Raw genomic sequence first — 19,187 nt, forward strand, 5'->3', positions numbered from 1 at the left:
GAGAGAGGAATCAGATATGACGGCAACACAAAACCCACAGAACGGCATTACGGAAGAAGCCATCCTCCAGGCCCTGCGCACGGTCCAGGAGCCGGAATTGCATCAGGACCTGGTGACCCTCAACATGGTGCGGGATATCACCATCCGGGGCAAGGAAGTGGGCTTCACCATCATGTTGACTACGCCGGCCTGCCCCCTGCGCAGCCGCATGGAACAGGAGAGCATCGAAGCCGTGAAGCGGCTGGTGCCCGGCGTGGAGACGGTGAACGTCCGCTTCGACGCCACCGTCCGGGCAGACAGCCGCATTGCCGGCAAGCTCAACATCGACGTCAAGAACATCATCGCCGTGGCCAGCGGCAAAGGCGGCGTGGGCAAGAGCACGGTCAGCACCAACCTGGCCGTCAGCCTGGCCCTGGAAGGGGCCCAGGTGGGCGTGCTGGACGCCGACATCTACGGCCCCAACATCCCCATCATGTTCGGCCTTTCGGGCAAGCCCCGCATCGAGCAGAACAAGATGGTGCCGCTGGAAGCCTACGGCGTCAAGGTGATCAGCATGGGCTTCCTCATGCCTGAAGGCGAGGCGGTGGTCTGGCGGGGGCCCATGCTCCACAAAGCCATCCAGCAGCTCTTCACCGACGTGCGCTGGGGCTCCCTGGACTACCTGATCGTGGACCTGCCCCCGGGCACCGGCGACGCGCAGCTCAGCCTGGCCCAGAGCGTCCCCCTGACCGGTGGCATCATCGTCACCACGCCCCAGGCCGTGGCCATCAGCGACGCCCGGCGGGGCGCCACCGCGTTTAAGCGGCTGGAGGTGCCCATCCTGGGGGTGATCGAAAACATGGCCGGGGAGATCTTCGGCATGGGCGGCGGTGAAGAGGCGGCCCGCCAGATGGGCGTGGAATTTCTCGGCCGCATCGAGCTGGATCCCCGTATCCGAGAGGGCGGCGACGCGGGCAAGCCCATCGTCATCGATGCTCCCGACAGCGCCGCGGCCCAACAGTTCCGGACCCTGGCCCGCCTGGTGGCGGCGCGCATCAGCGTCATGACCCTGCTGCCCGATCCGGAGCTGCGCATCCTGTAACGTCCACCACCACCGGGTGCGTGCCCTCCAGAACGGCACGCACCCGACCCAACCATCCTCAGATAGCCCATCCTATCACAGGGAAAGATGTCCGGATCATGCTCAGCCTGTCCGAAAAGCTGCTCTTCCTCGTCTTGACCGCGGCTTCCCTGGCCTATGCCTTCATCGGCTTCCAAAACGTCTATCGGGTCATTGCCCGAGGCAGCGGGGAACGCCCCAGCGCCGAGACGCTGCGTCGGCGGGCCCGGGAAGCCCTAATCACCTGGGTCACCACCCGGCCCATCTGGAAAGCCCGCCCCGCCACCAGCCTCTTCCACGGGCTGATCGCCTGGGGCTTCATGTTCTACTTCCTGGTCAACTTTGGCGACCTGCTGGAGGGCTTTTTCCCCATCGCTTTCCTGGGCAAAGGCTGGCTGGGTGGATTCTACCGTTTCCTGGCCGACCTCTTCAGCGCCGGCGTACTGGTGGGCATGATCTACTTCCTGGCCCGACGCTTCCTCTTCCGGAGCCCGGCCCTCCGCTACCGGGAGAACATCCGGCTGCTGCCGGCGGTCCAGGAAGGGGCCATCGCCCGGGATTCCCTCATCGTGGGCCTCTTCATCCTGTTCCACGTGGGCTTTCGACTGTTGGCGGCCAGTTTTGCCGTCGCGGCGGAAGGGGGCGACTGGGGACAGCCCTTCGCCCATCTGCTCAGCCTGGCCTGGCAGGGCTGGAGCGAAGGCGCACTGACCGCGGGCCATCGGTTTGGCTGGTGGGGCGCCCTGGGCCTGATCCTGCTCTTTGTGCCCTATTTCCCCTACACCAAGCACTTCCACCTGGTCATGGCCGGGGTGAACTACCTGACCAAACCCCAGCGCACTTCCCTGGGTGCGCTGGACCCCATCGATTTCGAGGACGAGACGGTGGAAAGCTTTGGCGTGGCCCGGATCGAGGAGCTGCCCTGGACCCACCTGGTGGACGCCTACGCGTGCATCATGTGCAACCGCTGCCAGGACGTCTGCCCGGCCTATGCCACCGGCAAGGAGCTCTCCCCCGCTGCGCTGGAGGTCAACAAGCGGCTCTACCTGAACGCCCACCTGGAGGAGCTGGCCGCCGGGCAATCATCCGAATTTAGTCTGCTAGATTTCGCCATCAGCGAGTCGGCCGTTTGGGCTTGCACCGCCTGTGGCGCCTGTGTGGAGATCTGCCCGGTGGGCAATGAGCCCATGTTCGACATCCTGTACCTCCGGCGCCACCAGGTGCTGATGGAGAGTCAATTTCCCCGTCAGCTCCAGAACGCGTTCCGGGGCATGGAGCGCAACGGCAACCCGTGGAACCAGAGTGCAGCCGAGCGGCTGGCGTGGGCAGAGGGACTGAACGTGCCCACCATCGACGAAAACCCGGAACCGGAGATCCTGTGGTGGGTGGGCTGTGCACCGGCCTATGATCCCCGCGCCCGGGAGACGGCCCGGGCCCTGGCCCAGGTGCTCCAGGCAGCCGGGGTCAATTTTGCCGTGCTGGGCGAACAGGAGAGCTGCACCGGCGACGCAGCCCGGCGGGCCGGCAACGAGTACCTCTTCTACGAGATGGCCCTGGCCAATATCGAAACCCTCAACGCAGTACAGCCCAAACGCATTGTCACCACCTGTCCCCACTGCCTCCACACCCTGGGCAAGGAGTATCCCCAGTACGGCGGCCACTACGAGGTCATCCATCACACCCAGCTCCTGTCGGAACTGGCCGCGGCCGGCAAGATCCAGGTCCAGGCCAACGGCAGCACCGACACCATCACCTTCCACGACCCCTGCTACCTGGGGCGCCACAACGGCATCGTGGCCCCACCCCGGCAGGTGCTCCAGGAGCTGGGCCTTCAAGTGGTGGAGATGCCCCGCCACGGCGCCCACTCTTTCTGTTGTGGGGCCGGGGGCGCCCAGATGTGGAAAGAAGAAGAACACGGGGACGAAGCGGTAAACGTCCACCGCTATCGAGAAGCGGAATCCACCGGCGCTGGCACCCTGGCTGTGGGCTGCCCCTTCTGCCTGACCATGCTCACAGATGCGTCCCGCAAGACGGACAATGCCCTGGCCGTCAAGGACATCGCCGAACTGGTGGCCGAGCGGCTCTCCTGACCCACGCAGATGAACGCTGATTCGGGTTACTCTCTCCCGCGTTTCTTTGCGCCTTTGTGTTCAAAAACGCCCTTTTTGCAGGGGGTCATCCCATGGAACTGGAATCCTCCACAGCGCCAATGATCCCGCTCTGGTTGGCAGGGGAAGCGCCGGCCGGGCCGGCACCCTCCTTTCGCCCCTGGCTGGAGCCGTACCTGCTGGAGACCGAAAGGCCCCTGGGCGCAGTGCTGATCTGCCCGGGTGGCGGCTATCGAAACCGGGCACCCCACGAAGGAGAACCGGTGGCCCGGCGCTTCAACCGCCTGGGCTGGCACGCCTTTGTGGTCCACTACCGGGTGGCGCCCCACCGCCATCCCCGCCCCCTGCAGGATGCCGCCCGGGCCCTGCGCCTCATCCGACAACAGGCGACGACCTGGCAGGTGGATCCGGACCACGTGGCCGTCTGTGGCTTCTCCGCCGGGGGACACCTGGCGGCCAGCCTGGGCGTCCACTTCCGGCACCCATCCCTCCAGGGAACAGGCCCGCTGGAGCGCCTGTCCTGCCGGCCCGATGGGCTGATCCTCTGCTACCCGGTCATCACCGCGGGGGAATTTCGCCATGCCGGCTCCTTCGAGAACCTGCTGGGGCCGGATGCCACACCGGCCCAACGCCTGGAGCTGTCCCTGGAAACCCGGGTAAGCCCGGAGACGCCGCCCACCTTCCTGTGGCACACGGCCGATGACCCGGCCGTGCCGGTGGAAAACAGCCTGCTCTTTGCCCAGGCGCTGCGCCGCCACCGGGTCCCCTTCGAACTCCACGTCTACCCCCACGGCCGGCACGGGCTGGGGCTGGCCGACGAAGATCCCCACGTGGCCAGCTGGTTGCCCCTCTGTGCTGCCTGGCTTCGCAGCCTGGGCTGGCCGACAGCCGCCCGGGACACCACCGCCTGAGGCAGCGCCCCTTACCGCAGCGCCTCCACGATGGCCTGGATGTTGTAACGCATCATGGCCACATAGGTGGGTGCCGGGCCATCCGGGGCGCTGAGCTCCTCCGTGTAGATGGGCACGACGGCGATGTTCAGATCCCGGGCCACCTGTTCCGCCAGGGCCGGATTCACGTTCGTGCCCACGAAGATGGCCGTCGCGCCCACGGAGCGAATCTGCTCCTGGAGGGCTGCCAGCTCCCGGGCCGAGGGCGCGGCCATGGTGCTGAACGAGGGGAGCACCGCCCCCACCAGCTTGAAGCCATAGGCCGCTGCCAGGTAACCCAGGGTCTCATGGTCGGTCACCAGGAGGCGCTTCTCCGGAGGGATGGACTCCACCGCGGTTCGGATCTCACGGTCCAGGGCCTCCAGCTCCTGGCGGTAGCGTTCCGCGGCCTCCTGGTACGCCGGGGCGTGGGCCGGGTCCAGGCGGGAGAGGGTCTCCTGGATGTTCTGGACCCAAATCATGACATTCCGCACGTCGAACCAGGTGTGGGGGTCGACGCCCTGGCCGTGTTCATGGTCGTGTTCATGGCCGTGCTCCTCCCCTGTGCCGGCCTCCTCGGCCAGGGACCGGGGAGTCACGCCCACATTGACCGGCACCAACACGGCATCGCCTTCCAGATTCTCCAACACAGGGTCCATCGCCTCCTCCAACCCCAGGCCATTGATGAAGATGACGTGGGCCTGGTTGAGGGTGCGCAGGTCCGCCGGCGTGGCCGTGTAGCTGTGGGGATCGGCACCGGCGGGGAGGAGAGTCGCCAGCTCGATGTACTCGCCCCCCACCTGCCGCACCACATCGGCGATAATTTGGGTGCTGGCCACCACCCGCAATTTCTCGCCGGACGCCAGGGTGACCGGTTCCAGGGGCGGCAACGCCTGGAGCGCCTCCGTCGCAGCGTGGGTCGGTTCCACAGCGTGGGGATCGGCCCCGGTGGAGACGCTCCCGGTGGCCCCAGGCCCAGAGGCCACGCAGGCCGCCAGCAGCAGGGGTAAGAGCAGCAGGACAAAGGGGAATTGCCAGTAACTCAGTCGCCGAAGGCCCATTTCTATCTCCTCGTTTTTCGTCTTAGCGCCCTTGCGCCTTTGCATTCAAAGTGCCTTCTAGGGGCGGGGATGCCCTGTCGGCCAGGTACGTCCACCACGCCCACAAATGAGAATTATTCTCATTTGTGGGCAGCATTATAACGCCAAGGTGGCCAGACGGGCAAACCAGGCTGCTGCCCATGGCAGAAAACCAGGACAAAAAAACGCCCTGCGGCGCTGAGGCAGCAGGGCGTTTTCCCGGCTGGCAGGGGCCGTCACAGTTTGTAGCCGAAACGGCGCAACAGGGCTTTGCGCTCCGCGATCTCGGCCTCCCCTTCCACGCCCTTGGTGCGGACGCCGTCGATCACCCCCAGGATGCCTCGACCCTGCTCCGTCTCGGCGATGATGACCTCGGTGGGGTTGGCGGTGGCGCAGAAGATGCGGCAGACTTCGGGAACGGCCTGGACCGCTTTGAGCACGTTGATGGGGAAGAAGCCCTCGCCCAGGAAGAGGATGAAGGTGTGGCCGGCAGCCAGGTTCAGGGCGTTGCTTTTGGCCAGCTCGATCAACGCCTCGTCGGTCCCCGTCCAGCGGACCAGCGCCGGGCCGGAGGCTTCGCAAAAGGCCAGGCCGAACTTGATGCCCGGCACGGCCGTCACCAGGGCCTCGTGAATGTCTTCGACAGTCTTGATGAAGTGGCTCTGCCCCAGAATAAAGTTGATGGACTCCGGTTTCTCGATACGGACGGTGGACAGCTCCATGGCTTGCTCCTCCATTTAGTATGCCCCACAATGGGTATGTCCCACAATGGGTATGTCCCACAATGGGTATGCTCCACCAGGGTAGGCACCTACCCGTGACAGTCGGCGCACAGGCCGTAGAATTCCAGCAGGTGGCTCTCGATCTGGAAGCCGAAGCGCTCGGCCAGCTCCTGGGCCATCTCGTCGGCCATGCACTGCTCGAAGTCGATAATTTTGCCACAGGCCGAGCAGACCAGGTGATGGTGGCCGCCCTCGGCCCGGATGTACATGGGACCTTCCTCGCCCACGTAAATGGGGCGCACCACGCCCAGTTGGGTCAGGAGTTCCAGGGTGCGATAGACGGTGGCCCGCCCCAACGCGGGGTGGATGGTGCGGGCCTGCTCCAGGATCTCGCTGGGGTTCAGGTGTTCTCCCTCCTGGCGGATGACTTCCAGGACGGCCAGGCGAGGCGGGGTAATCTTGTAGCCGGCGGCGCGGAGGCGCTCAATCCAACGGTCAGTCATGGGGTTTTCCTGCCATCATCGCTTGATACGACGGGGCAGCCTGCGATCTGCCGCTGCAGGCTGCATGTCCCAATCATGATACACGACCTGGACGCCTTTTTCAACGGCGGCTCAGAGGTCCACTTCCTGCTGGCCGGTGATCAGCACCACCCGGTTGTTGCCGTTGAGATTGCCGATGGCCGAGAGGAACTCCTGGGCCTCGGAAGGGCGCTTCATCTCCACGCTGTAGACCAGCTCCGTCAGCGTGCCGGCCTGTACCGTCTCGATGGCCACCAGCTCATAGCGGTTGAGGTAGCGGCCAAACACGTTGTCGAAAAGGGTATCGTAGGAGACGGTGCTGGGCAGCCAGATCTTGAGGAGCTGGCTAGCGGTCTCCTTGGCGAAGAGGTTGAAATTCACCATCACCCACACCAGGGCAGAGATGACAAAGGTAGCGATGATGGCCAGCAGATAGAAGCGGGTGCCACAGGCCATGCCGATGGCCATGGCAAAGAAGATGAAGCCCACATCCCGGGTCTCTTTGATGGCGTTCCGAAAGCGGACGATGGAGAGGGCCCCCACCAGGGTAAAGGCCCGGGCGATGTTGGAGCCGATGATCAGCATGACGATCCCCACCACCATGGACATGAGGATCAGGGTATGGACGAAGGACTGGACATAGGTGGCGCCCCGGTGGGTTTCCCGGTAGACCCAGGCGATCACCAGGGAGAGGAGAAAGCTGAGCACCACGGTGATCACCACATCCTGCACGGTGAAGACTTCCGTGGCGTCGTGAAGTTGTTGGAGTAGCTGAGTGAAATCCATTTCCGTTCCTACATTCATAGGCCCATGGGGGATGGTACGTAGTAGTGACATAAGGGACGCAGGTCACGCATCCTTGCGTGACCGAGGTGCAGGCACCCCTACGGCGACGCACCGTCTGAGCCGGGGTAGATGAGCATGCGGCGCCGGCCCGCGATCCGTCGGCTCTGCTGGAGGGCCAGACAGTATTTGCTGATGCGCTGAAAGGTGCAGCGATGCCGGCTCAGGAGCTGGGCCAGCCAGTAGGGCACGTTGTGGTTAACCTTAACCTCCATGATGCAGAAATCCGGCGGCAGGAAGTAGTGGTTTTGGGCATGGCCGGTGGAGAGCAGGGAAAGGTCATGGGTGCGCCCCTTGAGATCGGTGTCGAAGGTGATGCGTAGATCCGGGTAGTATTCATTGCCCTGGAAAGCGCGACGGTGATAGGTCACCACACAGGTGGGATGGAGCTGCAGGGTGTAGTAGAGCCAGCATATTTCGCCCAACAGCGCCCGTTCGGACGGGTCGGCTGTCGCCTGATAGGCCTGATCCAGCCGGTCGAAGTCCATGGCCTGGGCATAGGGCAGTTGAATCCGCCGCTTGCCCATGAGCTGATCCACCCGGTGTTTCACCTCCAGGTAGACGGGGGTGTCCGGCCCGATGGGCTGGTTGCCGTAGGCCCGCACCCGGATCTTGCGCCGCTCCCGGTGGCCGTCCAGCTTGTCCCAAAAGGAGCGCAGGTCCGGCGTGTCGAAGTAGACGCTGGCGATCCGGTAACCGCCCAAGGCATCGCCGTTGGGATCGGGCACCATGTACTGGGTCAACTCTTCCGCCACGGCCTGGTACTGCTCTCGCCGCAGCAGATACTTGAGCTCGTAGCGCAGCCGGGTTTTCACCCGCAGGTGGGCGCTGGAGCTGCGGTCGATGGCTTGCATGTTCGCCTCTCACTTCCCTGGATGGCACGCTCCCGGGCTTCACTCCACGGGTGGATCATCTCGGCCCGGCGAGCCGTAGAGCTCGGCACTGGCCCGCCAGCTTTCCGGCAGGTTGGGATCGCCCTGGGGATCCACCAGGACCAGGGAATCCCCTGCACCGGCTGCACTCTGGGGCCAGCCGTCATCGCTGCTGTAGGTCACCGACGTGATGAGCTGGCCCGTGGCGCTGTAGAGGGCGATGGTCTCTCCCTCGTTGGCCAGCCGCCCCTGGTAGATGCCGCCGATCTCGGCCTCGGGGTAGCGCCGACGGAAATCCTTGAAATCCCGCACCAATACCAGGAAGGCGCCAGGCGCCAGCCGGGTGTAGCGGGGAAAGACGAAGTCGATGCCTTCGAAGTAGGCGCCGCCCAGGCGGGCCGTCACGCTGCCCAGGTTCTTCAGCTCGATGAATTCGTAGTCGTTGCCGCCCACGGGGTCGTACATGATTTCAGTGATGCGCACATCGCTGCGCTGGCCCTCCCGACGGAAGGTGGCCTCCTGGAGGGCGCTCCAGGTCTCCCCGACCTTCACCCGGGCCTTGACCGTGGTGGCCGTGGTCAACAGCAGGGGATCGCCCTGGTAACGGCGGGCGCCGGGCGCCACCTGGCCGGTGCCCGGCTGGCGGGGATCGCTGCCGTCCAGGGTGTAGTAGATCTCCCCCTCGGGGGCGGACAGGGTGAGGGCCAGACGGTCGGCAAAGGTGCCGCCCTGCTGGCTGAAGGTGGGCGGATCGATGGGCGGGTAGAAGCCCTGGGCCCGGGCCATCTCCATCAGCCGGTCGGCGTTACCCACCATCTGCTCGGCCACCAGAGCCCGGGCCCGCTGCCAGTCATCCGGCGTGATGGGCTCGGGGTAGCGCACATCGCCCCAGCGGGCGGATTCGGCCGCGATGGCCTTCTCCAGGGGGGCGGTGATGGCTTCCCAGCGGGCCAGCGCGTTCTTTTGGCTGAGCGCGCCGTCGTGGTAGAGATGCCGATAGAGACGGTCGGCGAAGAGGAGCCGGAACTCCGGGTTCTCCATGAGGGCGGTGAAGACCCGTTTCACCACATTGGGGTAGGGCGCCCCTTCGAAGCCATCCGAGCCCAGCACGATGGCCGCGCCATCCTCCCAGGTGCGCTCCGCGTCCCACACAAAAAAGAGATTGCGGCCCGCCGGGTTTTGCACCACCACGTACCAGTTGTTCTCCGGCCAGTCCCGGTTGCCCGCGTACCAGTTGAGGATGATGTAGTCGCTGAACTGGATGGGATCGATGAACTCCAACATGGTGGCATATTTCTCGGGGTCGGCCAGCCCGCCGGCCTGGGCCAGTTGAATGAGGACGTTGATTCGATCCTGGGGGCCGCTCACGGGGCCGCTGTGGTTGGCGCTGGACCATTCTTCCTTCTGGCCGCCCAGGTACGCGGCGGCGAAGGATTCGTCCGGGCGTTCCACCAGGTTGTAGATGCCCCAGTAGAGGCCGTTCAGATACAGGTGCACGAAACGTCCGTGGGAGCCCAGGCCGCTCATGGCGATCTGGGAGGCGCGGGCCCATTCATCCCGGGCGTATGTATCCAGGCGATGGTCGATGGGGTTGTCCGGCGCCCAGGGGTGGCCGGCAAAGCTGCGGTCCACACCGCCCCGGAGGATCAGGGTATCGAACCGGTCCACGGGCGAATTGGCGAAGATAGGCACCGTCAGGTACGCGGCGCCGTACTCCCGGCGGAAGAAGAGGCGGAAGGAATGCTTGGGCATGAACTCCCAGCGGCCGGCGCCGCCCTGGATGCGCAGGCCGGCGTTAAGTTGGAAATCCGGCACTTGCCCCTGGGGGTCGATCCACTCCACCGAGACCGGCCGCTCCATCTCCCGGCCCCGGTCCCGAGGACGGCTGTAGATCTCGAAAAGCGCGTCCTGGTCGGTGACCAGGGAAATGGTGGGCAGGGCCAGCAGCCCCTCCTGAACCATGGGGCCGTAGCGGGGGTCCTCCACGATGCGGGGATCCATGGCGTAGTCGGCCTCCTGGGGCGTTCCGGCCTGATAGCCACCGAAGTCGATGGCGTGGGTCCCCCAGGTGGCCGGGAAACCTGGCGGCTCTGCCGGCTGACGCGCCACATCCGCCGGGAAGATGTAGGTGTGGGTGACGGCCAGCCCGGGGCGATAGCCCGGGCGGAAGGCGGCTGCCCGCACTGCCGTGGTGGTGGTGATGGGGATGGGCTCCCGGTAGAGGTGGCCGTGTTCCTCCGTCGGCGTGCTGCCGTCGGTGGTGTAGCGGATGACCGCTTCCGGATCGTCCACGGACAGGGTCAGCAGGAACGGCTCGTCGTAGAAGCCCCGGGACGGGCTAAACTGGACCGCTGGCAGCAGATCCTGCCACACCTGGTCTGTGTCGTTGGCTGCGCCGGGCGTGGGGTTGGCCAGGTAGCCGTAGCCGTCCCCGATGCGGCCGTAGGAGACATCTTCGAACTGCTGGCCATATTCAATGGCAGAGGCGTCCATGAAGCGGCGGGACGTGGGCGAATAGAGGGCCAGGAAGCCCTGTTGGCTGTTCAGGCGAAAGTTGGTGTGGACGTAGCGCTCGCCGTCCTCGGCGTCGATCTGGCTGCGGTCTTTGCCCGACGCCATCACCAGCAGGTAGCCGCCCCCGGGGATCACCAGGTCATCCTCGAAGACCCACTTGGTGGGCCGGGCCGGATCGTCGCTCAGGCTCCAGCCCACCAGGTTGATGTCGGTGGCCGTGCGGTTGTACAGCTCGATCCAGTCGGACGGGTCGCCATCTTCGTCCAGGAAGCCGCCCCCGTTGGCAGCCAGAAACTCGTTGATGACCACCGGGCCGGCCTCTCCTGGGTTGGGGGTGGTGGGGTCTGCCAACAGCCGTTGCAGGTTCAGGAGAATCAGCAGGACGGCCAGGAGAGCCAGGGTGCGCCCCCAGCGCCGTCGAAAATAAATGCCCTTGTTCATCGATTCACAACCCGTTCGTGCCCCATGGGGCCCGGCAGCCTCCCCGGCCGATCCGGATGGCCAAAGCCGCCGCTGCCCCGCGTCCAACAGGCGGACAGGGAAGATTGCATCCTACAAGTGTACATGGTCCGGCGGGATTCTAGAAATATGGAAGGCTGAAAAGGAGTCCACCCACCTTCCCGATGCGCTTGAACGATGCCACAGACCCGGGGCGGCTTTATGCAAAGCGGCCGCATGTGTTACATTGGAGCGGTCATTTGGGTCGGCTGTAAAGAAAGCAAAGAGACGGACTTCAAATAATGAGCGAAAAAATCATCTATTCCATGGTAGGCGTCGGCAAGACCTACCCACCCAACAACCAGGTCCTGCGGGATATCAGCCTCTCCTATTTCTATGGCGCCAAGATCGGCGTCCTGGGCCTGAACGGCGCGGGCAAGAGCACCCTGCTGCGCATCATGGCCGGTGTGGAGAAGGACTTCATCGGGGAGACCATCCTGGCCGAAGGCTACACCATCGGCTACCTGGAGCAGGAACCCCAGCTAGACAACAACAAAACCGTGCGCCAGGTGGTGGAGGAGGGCGTGCAGGAAGTGGTGGATGCCCTGGCCGAATTCGATGAAATCAACATGAAGTTCGGCGAGGATCTGTCCCCAGAGGAGATGGATGCCCTGTTGGCCCGCCAGGCCGAGGTCCAGGACAAGCTGGACGCGCTCAACGCCTGGGATCTGGACAGCCGGCTGGAGCTGGCCATGGACGCCCTGCGCTGTCCGCCGGGGGATACCCCGGTCGCGGTGCTCTCCGGCGGCGAACGGCGGCGGGTCGCCCTCTGCCGCCTCCTCCTCCAGGAGCCGGACATCCTGCTGCTGGACGAGCCCACCAATCACCTGGACGCGGAATCGGTGGCCTGGCTGGAGCGCCATCTGCAGCAGTACAAGGGCACCGTCATCGCCGTCACCCACGACCGCTACTTCCTGGACAACGTGGCCGGCTGGATCCTGGAGCTGGATCGGGGTCACGGCATCCCCTGGAAGGGGAACTACTCCTCCTGGCTGGAGCAAAAACGACAGCGCCTGGCTCAGGAGGAGAAGCAGGCCTCCCTGCGTCAGAAGACCCTGGAGCGGGAACTGGCCTGGCTCCACATGACGCCCAAGGCCCAACAGACCAAGCGCAAGGCCCGCATCAACGCCTACAACGAGCTCCTCTCCCAGGAGATGGAGCGGGCGCGAGAGGAGCGGGAGATCTACATCGCGCCGGGGCCGCGGCTGGGCGACGTGGTGATCCGGGCCGAGAACATCACCAAGGCCTTCGGCGACAACCTGCTCTACGAGAACCTGAGCTTCGACGTGCCGCCGGGAGCCATCGTGGGCATTATCGGCCCCAACGGCGCCGGCAAGAGTACCCTCTTCCGCATGATCGTGGGCCAGGAACAGCCCGACGCCGGGACCATCACCGTGGGCAGCACCGTCAAACTGGCCTACGTGGACCAAAGCCGGGACATCCTGGACCCCAATAAGACCGTCTGGGAGGAAATTTCCGACGGCAACGAACAGATCCGCATCGGCGACCGCCTGGTCAACTCCCGGGCCTACGTGGCCCGCTTCAACTTCACCGGGACTGACCAGCAAAAGAAGGTGGGCAGCCTCTCTGGCGGCGAGCGCAACCGGGTCCACCTGGCCAAGATGCTCAAATCCGGCGCCAACGTCCTGCTGTTGGACGAACCCAGCAACGACCTGGACGTGAACACCCTGCGCGCGCTGGAAGACGCGCTGGAGAGCTTCGCCGGCTGCGCCCTGATCATCTCCCACGATCGCTGGTTCCTGGACCGCATCGCCACCCACATCCTGGCCTTTGAGGGCAACAGTCAGGTGGTCTGGTTCCCGGGCAACTACAGCGAGTACGAAGCCGACCGGCGTCGGCGGCTGGGCGCGGCGGCCGACCGGCCCCACCGCATCACCTACCGCAAGCTGCGCCGGGCGTAGCGGGACACGCCGGGTGGGAGCGCTCTGCCGATGCCGCCCACCCGGCGCCCGGCCACTGCTCCCGGTGGGCGTGTCCCCTCAAAAGAGCCCGCCCTGGATCAGCGGCTGTTCATCCTCCGCCTCGGGTGGCGCCGCCTCCGGCGGGTCGCCCGAGGCTTCGTCCAACCCCAGTTGTTTTTCCAACCACTGGATCTGGCGCTCCAGATCCGGGATATCGCACTGGCTGACGGGCTTCCCGTAGCGTTCAATCAGGGTAGCGTTGACCTTGCGGATGGTCTCGCCGTTGACGTGGCCGTAGACCTTGGCCGCGTATTGGCCCACCAGCCCCTGCCGCCGCCGGCGCAACTGCTCCCGCCGCTCCCGGTCGGTCACCAGGGGCGGCTCCTCCTCCAGCTCTTCAGAATAGCCGCTGTGGTTGAAGCCGATGTTGGCGATGGCCTCCAGGGTGACGCCATGGTAGAGGACCCGAGGCCCCTGGATGCCGCCGCCGGGTCCGGCCCCTGGCTCCGGCGCCTCCTCCCCCTCGGCCAGCTTGATGGCCCGGGCCGCCTCGTTCCGCTTGGCGTTGACATAGCGGCGCATGGCCAGGTCGTTCAGGCCGAAGATCCAGGCGGTCTGTTCGGCTCGGGGGCGGTTGGGGACTACCCGGCCGGCGCGCATGGTGAACTGGTCCAGCCAGTTGTACTCGCGGATGCCGTTGAGCACCGCGGCCACGGCAATGGGTTTGTGGTCGTAGCCCACGTGGGCCATCCCCACCGTGACCAGCATGTCCCAGCCACCCCGCTTGAAGGCCCGCAGGTTTTCATGGGCGTTGCTGTCGTCGGAAACGGCCAGGAGGCAGCGGGCCCCCAGGGACTGGAGGTAGTCGGCCACCTGGCGGGCGTGCTCCTGGGTGGCACAGCCGGCAATGCCGCAGTAGCGGGGCCAGATCTCCTGGAGTTCCTTGACCTTTTCGAAGGCATGGCGCGCGGCCACCTGCCAGAAGTGGGGGTCGGTGGCCACCCGGGTCAACTGCTGGGCCGTATGGCGCAGCTCGATCTCCTCGGTGGCATAGACGGCCCGGCCCCGCCGCTGGCGTCGCCGGGTCTGATAGAGGCGGCCGTCGAAGAGCACGGCGTCGAAAGGGCGCAGGAAGCCCTGGGCCACCCCGTCGGCATAGGTGATCTGGACATCCGCCACGATGTTGCCCTGGTGGTCATATTCGGCGAAGACGATGGGGTTCTCGTCGGAGCGGTAGGGCGTCCCGGTCATGACGATCTTGCACGCGGCGTGCTCCCCCAGGTCGGAGAGGATGCGGGCCGCCTGGGTGGTGTCGCCGCTGCCGTAGAGCTTTTCGCCCAGGTAGTGGGCTTCGTCACAGACGATGGCCAGCCGGCCGCTGTGGCGCCGGGCGAAACGCCGGTGCACGGCGGGATCCGCGCAGAGGGACTGGTAGCTGGAGACGTAGCCGAAGGTGCGCAGGGCATGGATGGCCGCGTTCTCCCGGTGGACGATGGGCCCCATGGCCCCCGGCTGAAAGTGGGCCCGCACCGCCTTCCAGTCCAGCTCGAACTGGGAGCAGAGGCCCAGACGGGGGGTGAAGACGGCGACGGCGTCGATACGCCCGGCCTTGAACAGGGCATCCACCACGGCCAGGGCCAGGATGGTCTTGCCTCCGCCGGGTGGAATCACCGCGGTCAGGGTACCACCGTGGGGCTTGGCAAGGGCGGCGTCGACGGCAGCTCGTTGATGGGGTCGTAGGGTGAACATGGATACTCCTTGCCGAAACCGAAGGGTGTAGTGCGACAGGTGATGCGGGTTATGCGTAGGCCCGGCGCACTTCTTCCGCGAGGATGCGCACGCCAGCCCGGACTACTTCCGGATCGCCGGCGTAGTTCATGCGGATGCACTCGTGCTTGTGGCGCCAGTCCAGGGCTTCCAGGCCGGGGAAGAAGTAGTGGCCGGGCAGGACCAGCACCTTGCGCTCCTTCAGCCGTCGGTAGAGTTCCTGACAGGTGATGGGGAGATCCTTGAACCAGAGCCAGAGGAAGAAGGCGCCCTCGGGCCGGTGGATGTAGAAGTCCAGGCCGGCCAGCTCCTCCTGGAACCAGGCCACGGTCTGCCGGGCCTTCTGGAGGTAGTGGGGCCGGATCACCTCATTGCTCAGCCGGATAATTTCCCGGGTGCGCACCAGGTCCAGGGCCAGGGCCGGGCCGAAGCTGCCCGGCGCCAGGCTGATGACCGCGTTCATGGCAGTGATGGCCCGGATCACCTCCGGCGTGGCCACCACGATGCCGGTGCGCGCGCCCGGCAGGCCCAGCTTGGAGAGGCTGAGGCACATGATGATATGGGGCTCCCAGGCGGGCGTGGCCCCCTCAAAAATGATGCCAGGGAAGGGCGCGCCGTAGGCGTTGTCCACGATCAGGGGGATGCCATGGGCTTTGGCCAGCTGGCTCAGGCAGGCCACCTCGTTGTCGGTCAGCACGTTGCCCGTGGGGTTGGTGGGCCGAGAAACGCAGATGGCGCCGATGTTGTCGCCCACAGTCAGGGTGTCGAAATCCACCCGATATTTGAAGAGGTGATCGCCCAGGTGCTGGATCTGGGGACGGTGGGCCACGAAGATGTCGCCGGCGATCCCGGCATCTGCATAGCCGATATACTCCGGCGCGAGGGGCAGGAGGATTTTCTTGTCACGTCCATCCCCGTAGGGGCCGGCAAAGAGGTTGAAAAGGAAAAAGAACGCCGTCTGGCTGCCGCTGGTCAGGGCGATGTTCTCCGGCCCCACCGCCCAGCCGCACTCTTCCCGGAGCAGTTCGGCCAGGGCCGCGATGAAGGTGGGATTGCCGCCCGGCGCGTCGTAATTGCCCACCAGCGCCTCGAAATCCCCCTCACTGTCCAGGATGCGCTCCATGCGCTCCCGGAGGCGGGCCTCCACCGCGGGGATGTGGCTGGGGTTGCCGCCGCCCAGCATGATCATGCCGGGTTCCCGGGCGGCGTTGCCCAGGTCGTCCATCAATCGCAGGATGCCGGAATCTCCCAGAAATTTCTGACCAAATTTCGAATAGTTCATAGATCGACCCTTCGTAGATTCACTCGTCGGGCGGGTCTCCGGCCCGCCGTGGGTGGCCGGTTCGACAACGACAGCGGGCGGGCACGGGGGACCGCCCCGACGGGAACGGGTATCACGTCGTGGGGGCGAATCATGATTCGCCCCTACCGGGCTGCGCATCCGTCGCCTTCCCTTCGCCCGCCGGGGGCTGGTCACACCGTGCGGTTAGAAACCGCACCTACGAACACCGGCGCCCTCCGCCGTAGGCGCAGCTCGTAGCTGCGCATCCGTCGCCTTCCCTTCACCTGCCGGGATGTGGCGACAGCGGGCGGGCACGGGGGCCCGCCCCTACCGTGCATCCGTCGCTGTCCCTTCGCCCGCCGGGAGCTGGTCACATCGTGCGGTTAGAAACCGCACCTACGACAGGGGCCGCCATCCACGCAAATTGGACGCGGCGGATGCGTAGGGCGGGTCTCCGGCCCGCCATGGGTGGCTATGAAATCGCTAATTCGGGAGATTCCCTCCCGCGTTTCTTTGCGCCTTTGCACCTTTGCGCCTTTGCGTTTAAAAATGCCCTTTTTGCAGGGGAGTCATGGCATTTACGCCAAACTGTAGTAGTTTCTGCCGTAGACCCATCAATAGCGGATCTGAAACCGGCTGAATTCCCCGCTGGCCGGAGACCACTGCACCTCTACCCGCTCCACCCGGGCGGCCGGGGAGCCCCGGTGGAGCCAGCGCTCCAGGCTGGCCAGGGCATCCTCTGGGCCTTCGGCCACCACCTCCACGGTGCCATCCGGCCGGTTGGCCACCCAACCGGTGAGCCCCAGCCGGCGGGCCTCCTGCAGGGTGAAGTAGCGGAAGTTGACGCCCTGCACGCGGCCATGGACGATGGCTGTCAACCTCTGCATCTTCCTCTCCTTTCTGCTCACGCCAGGGCTTCGGCCAGCTCGGCCCACGCCTCCATGGACTGCTCCAGCGCCTGCTGCGTCTCGGCATAGGCCTGGCTGAGTTCCTGGATGCGCGCCAGATCCTGGGCCTGGCTGGCCTGCTGCAGCGCTTCTTCCAGCCGGGCCACTTCCGCCTCCAGGCGGTGGATTTCCGCCTCCAGATCGGCCAAAGCCCGTTCCCGCCGACGTTCTTCGTTGCGGCGCATCCGGGCTGCGCGCAGTTCTTCCCGCCCGTTGGCCTGGGTGGTCGCGGCCACCTCTCGGGCAGCCTCCACCTGTCGGGCACGGTCGGCCAGATACTCAGCGTAGGTGCCCGGGAAGATGTGCATGCGGCCATCCTCCAGGGACCAGATCTGGGTGGCCAGGCGGTCGATCAGGTAGCGGTCATGGGAGACCAGCAGGATGGTCCCGTCGAACTGCTCCAGGACCGACTGCAGGATCTCCTGGGCGGGGATGTCCAGGTGGTTGGTGGGCTCGTCCAGGAGCAGGAAGTTGGCTCCCTCCAGCGCGAGGATGGCCAGGGCCAGCCGACCCCGCTCGCCCCCGCTGAGGAGCTTCACCGGCTTGTGGACGTCGTCACCCCGGAACAGGTACTGGGCCAGGTAGCTGCGGGCCTGCCCCAGGAGCATGTGCTTGTGGCGGAGCAGCTCCTCCAGGACCGTGTTCTCCGGGTCCAGGTCCTCGTGGGCCTGGGCAAAATAGCCGATGCGCAGGCTGGCGCCCAGGCGAATCTCGCCGGCCAGGGGCTCCAGCTGGCCCATCAGGGTGCGCAGGAAGGTGGTCTTCCCACTACCGTTGGGGCCGATGAGGGCGGCACACTCCTGGCGTTCCAGCTGAATGGGGTCGGCCACGAAAAGGGGGTGGCCCGGGTAGCCGATGGTCAGTTGGCTGGTGCGCAACACCAGGTTGCCGCTGCGCAGTTTGGTGTGCAGCCGCAAGTTCAGTCGGGGTGGCCGGGTCACCGGGCTCTGGAGAGCCTTGATGGCCTGCTCCACATCGGCCACGCCCCAGCGACTATCGGCGATGTCCACTTCCTCCATCACCTTGCCCCACTGCTTGCTGAGCAGGGCCTGCAGGCCACCCGCTTCCACCACCTTGACCTCCCGCACCAGCCGGCGCAGGCGGCCTTTGGCCATGTTGGAGGTGCTGTCCCGGGCGATGTTGCGTTTGATGTAGTCCAGCTCCTTCAGGAATTTTTCCCGCATGGCCTGGAACTCGGCCTCCCGTCGTTCCCAGCGCTCCTGCCGCTGCTGGAGGTAGGCGCTGTAGTTGCCCCGGTAAGCCTCAATACCGCCCCGGCTCAGCTCCCAGATGCGGTCCACCACCCTGTCCAGGAAGTAGCGGTCATGGCTGACCACCAGCAGCGCACCGGACCAGGAACGCAGCGTTCCCTCCAGCCACTCGATGGCTGCCACGTCCAGGTGGTTGGTGGGCTCGTCCAGGATCAGGAGATCGGGCTGTTCCAGGAGGAGACGGGCCAGCAAGGCCCGGGTCTTCTGGCCGCCGCTCAGGTGGCTGAGGGGCAGGGACCAGTCTTCTTTGCTGAAGCCCAGCCCCTGGAGTACCTGGGCAATGCGGGTCTCGTATTCATAGCCGCCGGCCAGTTCGAAGGCCTGTTGGGCGGCGCTGTATTCGGCCAGCAGTTCTTCGGAGACATCCCCCGCGGCCATGCGGGCTTCCATCGCCTGCAGCTGCGCTTCCTGGGCTTTGATATCGCCAAAGGCCGTGAGCATCTCGGCGTACACCGTGTTGTCCTGGCCGGCGAAGGCTTCCATGGCCTCCTGGCGCAGGTAGCCGATGCGGGCGCCCTGGGCCACGTGGACCTGGCCCGTGGTGGGGGTGGCCAACCCCGCCACGATGCGCAGCAGGGTGGTCTTTCCGATGCCGTTGGGACCCACCAGGCCGATCTTGCCGTCGTTGGGGATGGACGCGGTGATGCCGGTGAAGACATCAAAGTCGCCGAAGGAATGGCCCACGTTGTTCAGCGTCACGATGGACATAACGATGACTCCACTGCAGAAACCACAGATTTCACAGACAGCCCCTCTGTGCAGGAGAGTCTACCATAAGTTCAACAAAGAGCGTAGCTTAGCCGGTCCACGGGC

General features: G+C 65.5%; 14 protein-coding genes. 4 read left to right on the forward strand and 10 right to left on the reverse strand.

The window, feature by feature from the left end:
- The first annotated feature begins 16 nt into the window (after positions 1 to 16).
- The 3 genes from FKZ61_RS08605 (at position 17) to FKZ61_RS08615 (ending at position 4,118) form a co-directional block, all read left to right on the forward strand.
- Entirely contained in the window at positions 17 to 1,081 is a 1,065-nt protein-coding gene (locus FKZ61_RS08605) for an Mrp/NBP35 family ATP-binding protein (RefSeq protein ID WP_141609678.1), read from the forward strand.
- Positions 1,082 to 1,179: 98 nt separating this feature from the next.
- Positions 1,180 to 3,189, forward strand: coding sequence for a (Fe-S)-binding protein (locus FKZ61_RS08610; protein WP_141609679.1), 2,010 nt, complete (start codon positions 1,180 to 1,182; stop codon positions 3,187 to 3,189).
- Positions 3,190 to 3,308: 119 nt separating this feature from the next.
- Positions 3,309 to 4,118 (forward strand): alpha/beta hydrolase, encoded by an 810-nt coding sequence (locus FKZ61_RS08615; RefSeq protein ID WP_141609805.1) that lies wholly within the window; start codon positions 3,309 to 3,311, stop codon positions 4,116 to 4,118.
- 11 nt (positions 4,119 to 4,129) lie between these two features.
- Here the strand turns inward: FKZ61_RS08615 and FKZ61_RS08620 are convergent, their stop codons facing one another.
- The 6 genes from FKZ61_RS08620 to FKZ61_RS08645 form a co-directional block, all read right to left on the reverse strand.
- A complete protein-coding gene (locus tag FKZ61_RS08620) occupies positions 4,130 to 5,197 on the reverse strand; it encodes a metal ABC transporter substrate-binding protein (RefSeq protein WP_170199452.1) in 1,068 nt (355 codons plus the stop codon).
- Between the two features lie 254 nt (positions 5,198 to 5,451).
- Complete coding sequence (locus FKZ61_RS08625; RefSeq protein WP_141609681.1) at positions 5,452 to 5,937, reverse strand: adenosine-specific kinase; 486 nt, start codon at positions 5,935 to 5,937, stop codon at positions 5,452 to 5,454.
- Between the two features lie 89 nt (positions 5,938 to 6,026).
- Positions 6,027 to 6,440, reverse strand: coding sequence for a Fur family transcriptional regulator (locus FKZ61_RS08630; protein WP_141609682.1), 414 nt, complete (start codon positions 6,438 to 6,440; stop codon positions 6,027 to 6,029).
- A 111-nt stretch (positions 6,441 to 6,551) separates the two neighbouring features.
- Positions 6,552 to 7,244, reverse strand: a complete 693-nt coding sequence (locus tag FKZ61_RS08635) for a DUF4956 domain-containing protein (protein ID WP_141609683.1) — start codon at positions 7,242 to 7,244, stop codon at positions 6,552 to 6,554.
- 98 nt (positions 7,245 to 7,342) lie between these two features.
- Complete coding sequence (locus FKZ61_RS08640; RefSeq protein WP_141609684.1) at positions 7,343 to 8,155, reverse strand: polyphosphate polymerase domain-containing protein; 813 nt, start codon at positions 8,153 to 8,155, stop codon at positions 7,343 to 7,345.
- Positions 8,156 to 8,194: 39 nt separating this feature from the next.
- The gene (locus tag FKZ61_RS08645; RefSeq protein WP_141609685.1) at positions 8,195 to 11,128 is read right to left on the reverse strand and encodes a lamin tail domain-containing protein; all 2,934 of its coding nucleotides are present in this window, start codon (positions 11,126 to 11,128) and stop codon (positions 8,195 to 8,197) included.
- Positions 11,129 to 11,427: 299 nt separating this feature from the next.
- Between FKZ61_RS08645 and ettA the strand changes: the two genes are divergently transcribed.
- Positions 11,428 to 13,107, forward strand: a complete 1,680-nt coding sequence (gene ettA / locus FKZ61_RS08650) for an energy-dependent translational throttle protein EttA (protein ID WP_141609686.1) — start codon at positions 11,428 to 11,430, stop codon at positions 13,105 to 13,107.
- 78 nt (positions 13,108 to 13,185) lie between these two features.
- On the opposite strand, the gene FKZ61_RS08655 is transcribed toward ettA, so the two are convergent.
- From FKZ61_RS08655 to abc-f, 4 genes are all read right to left on the reverse strand, one after another.
- Positions 13,186 to 14,856, reverse strand: coding sequence for a DEAD/DEAH box helicase (locus FKZ61_RS08655; protein ID WP_141609687.1), 1,671 nt, complete (start codon positions 14,854 to 14,856; stop codon positions 13,186 to 13,188).
- A 49-nt stretch (positions 14,857 to 14,905) separates the two neighbouring features.
- On the reverse strand, positions 14,906 to 16,156 hold the full coding sequence (locus tag FKZ61_RS08660; RefSeq protein ID WP_141609688.1) for a valine--pyruvate transaminase: 1,251 nt from the start codon (positions 16,154 to 16,156) through the stop codon (positions 14,906 to 14,908).
- Positions 16,157 to 16,770: 614 nt separating this feature from the next.
- A complete protein-coding gene (locus FKZ61_RS08665) occupies positions 16,771 to 17,043 on the reverse strand; it encodes an acylphosphatase (protein ID WP_141609689.1) in 273 nt (90 codons plus the stop codon).
- 17 nt (positions 17,044 to 17,060) lie between these two features.
- The gene (gene abc-f / locus FKZ61_RS08670; RefSeq protein WP_141609690.1) at positions 17,061 to 19,082 is read right to left on the reverse strand and encodes a ribosomal protection-like ABC-F family protein; all 2,022 of its coding nucleotides are present in this window, start codon (positions 19,080 to 19,082) and stop codon (positions 17,061 to 17,063) included.
- Positions 19,083 to 19,187 lie beyond the last annotated feature (105 nt).

The sequence above is a fragment of the Litorilinea aerophila genome (assembly GCF_006569185.2).
In the GTDB taxonomy this organism is placed as follows: domain Bacteria; phylum Chloroflexota; class Anaerolineae; order Caldilineales; family Caldilineaceae; genus Litorilinea; species Litorilinea aerophila.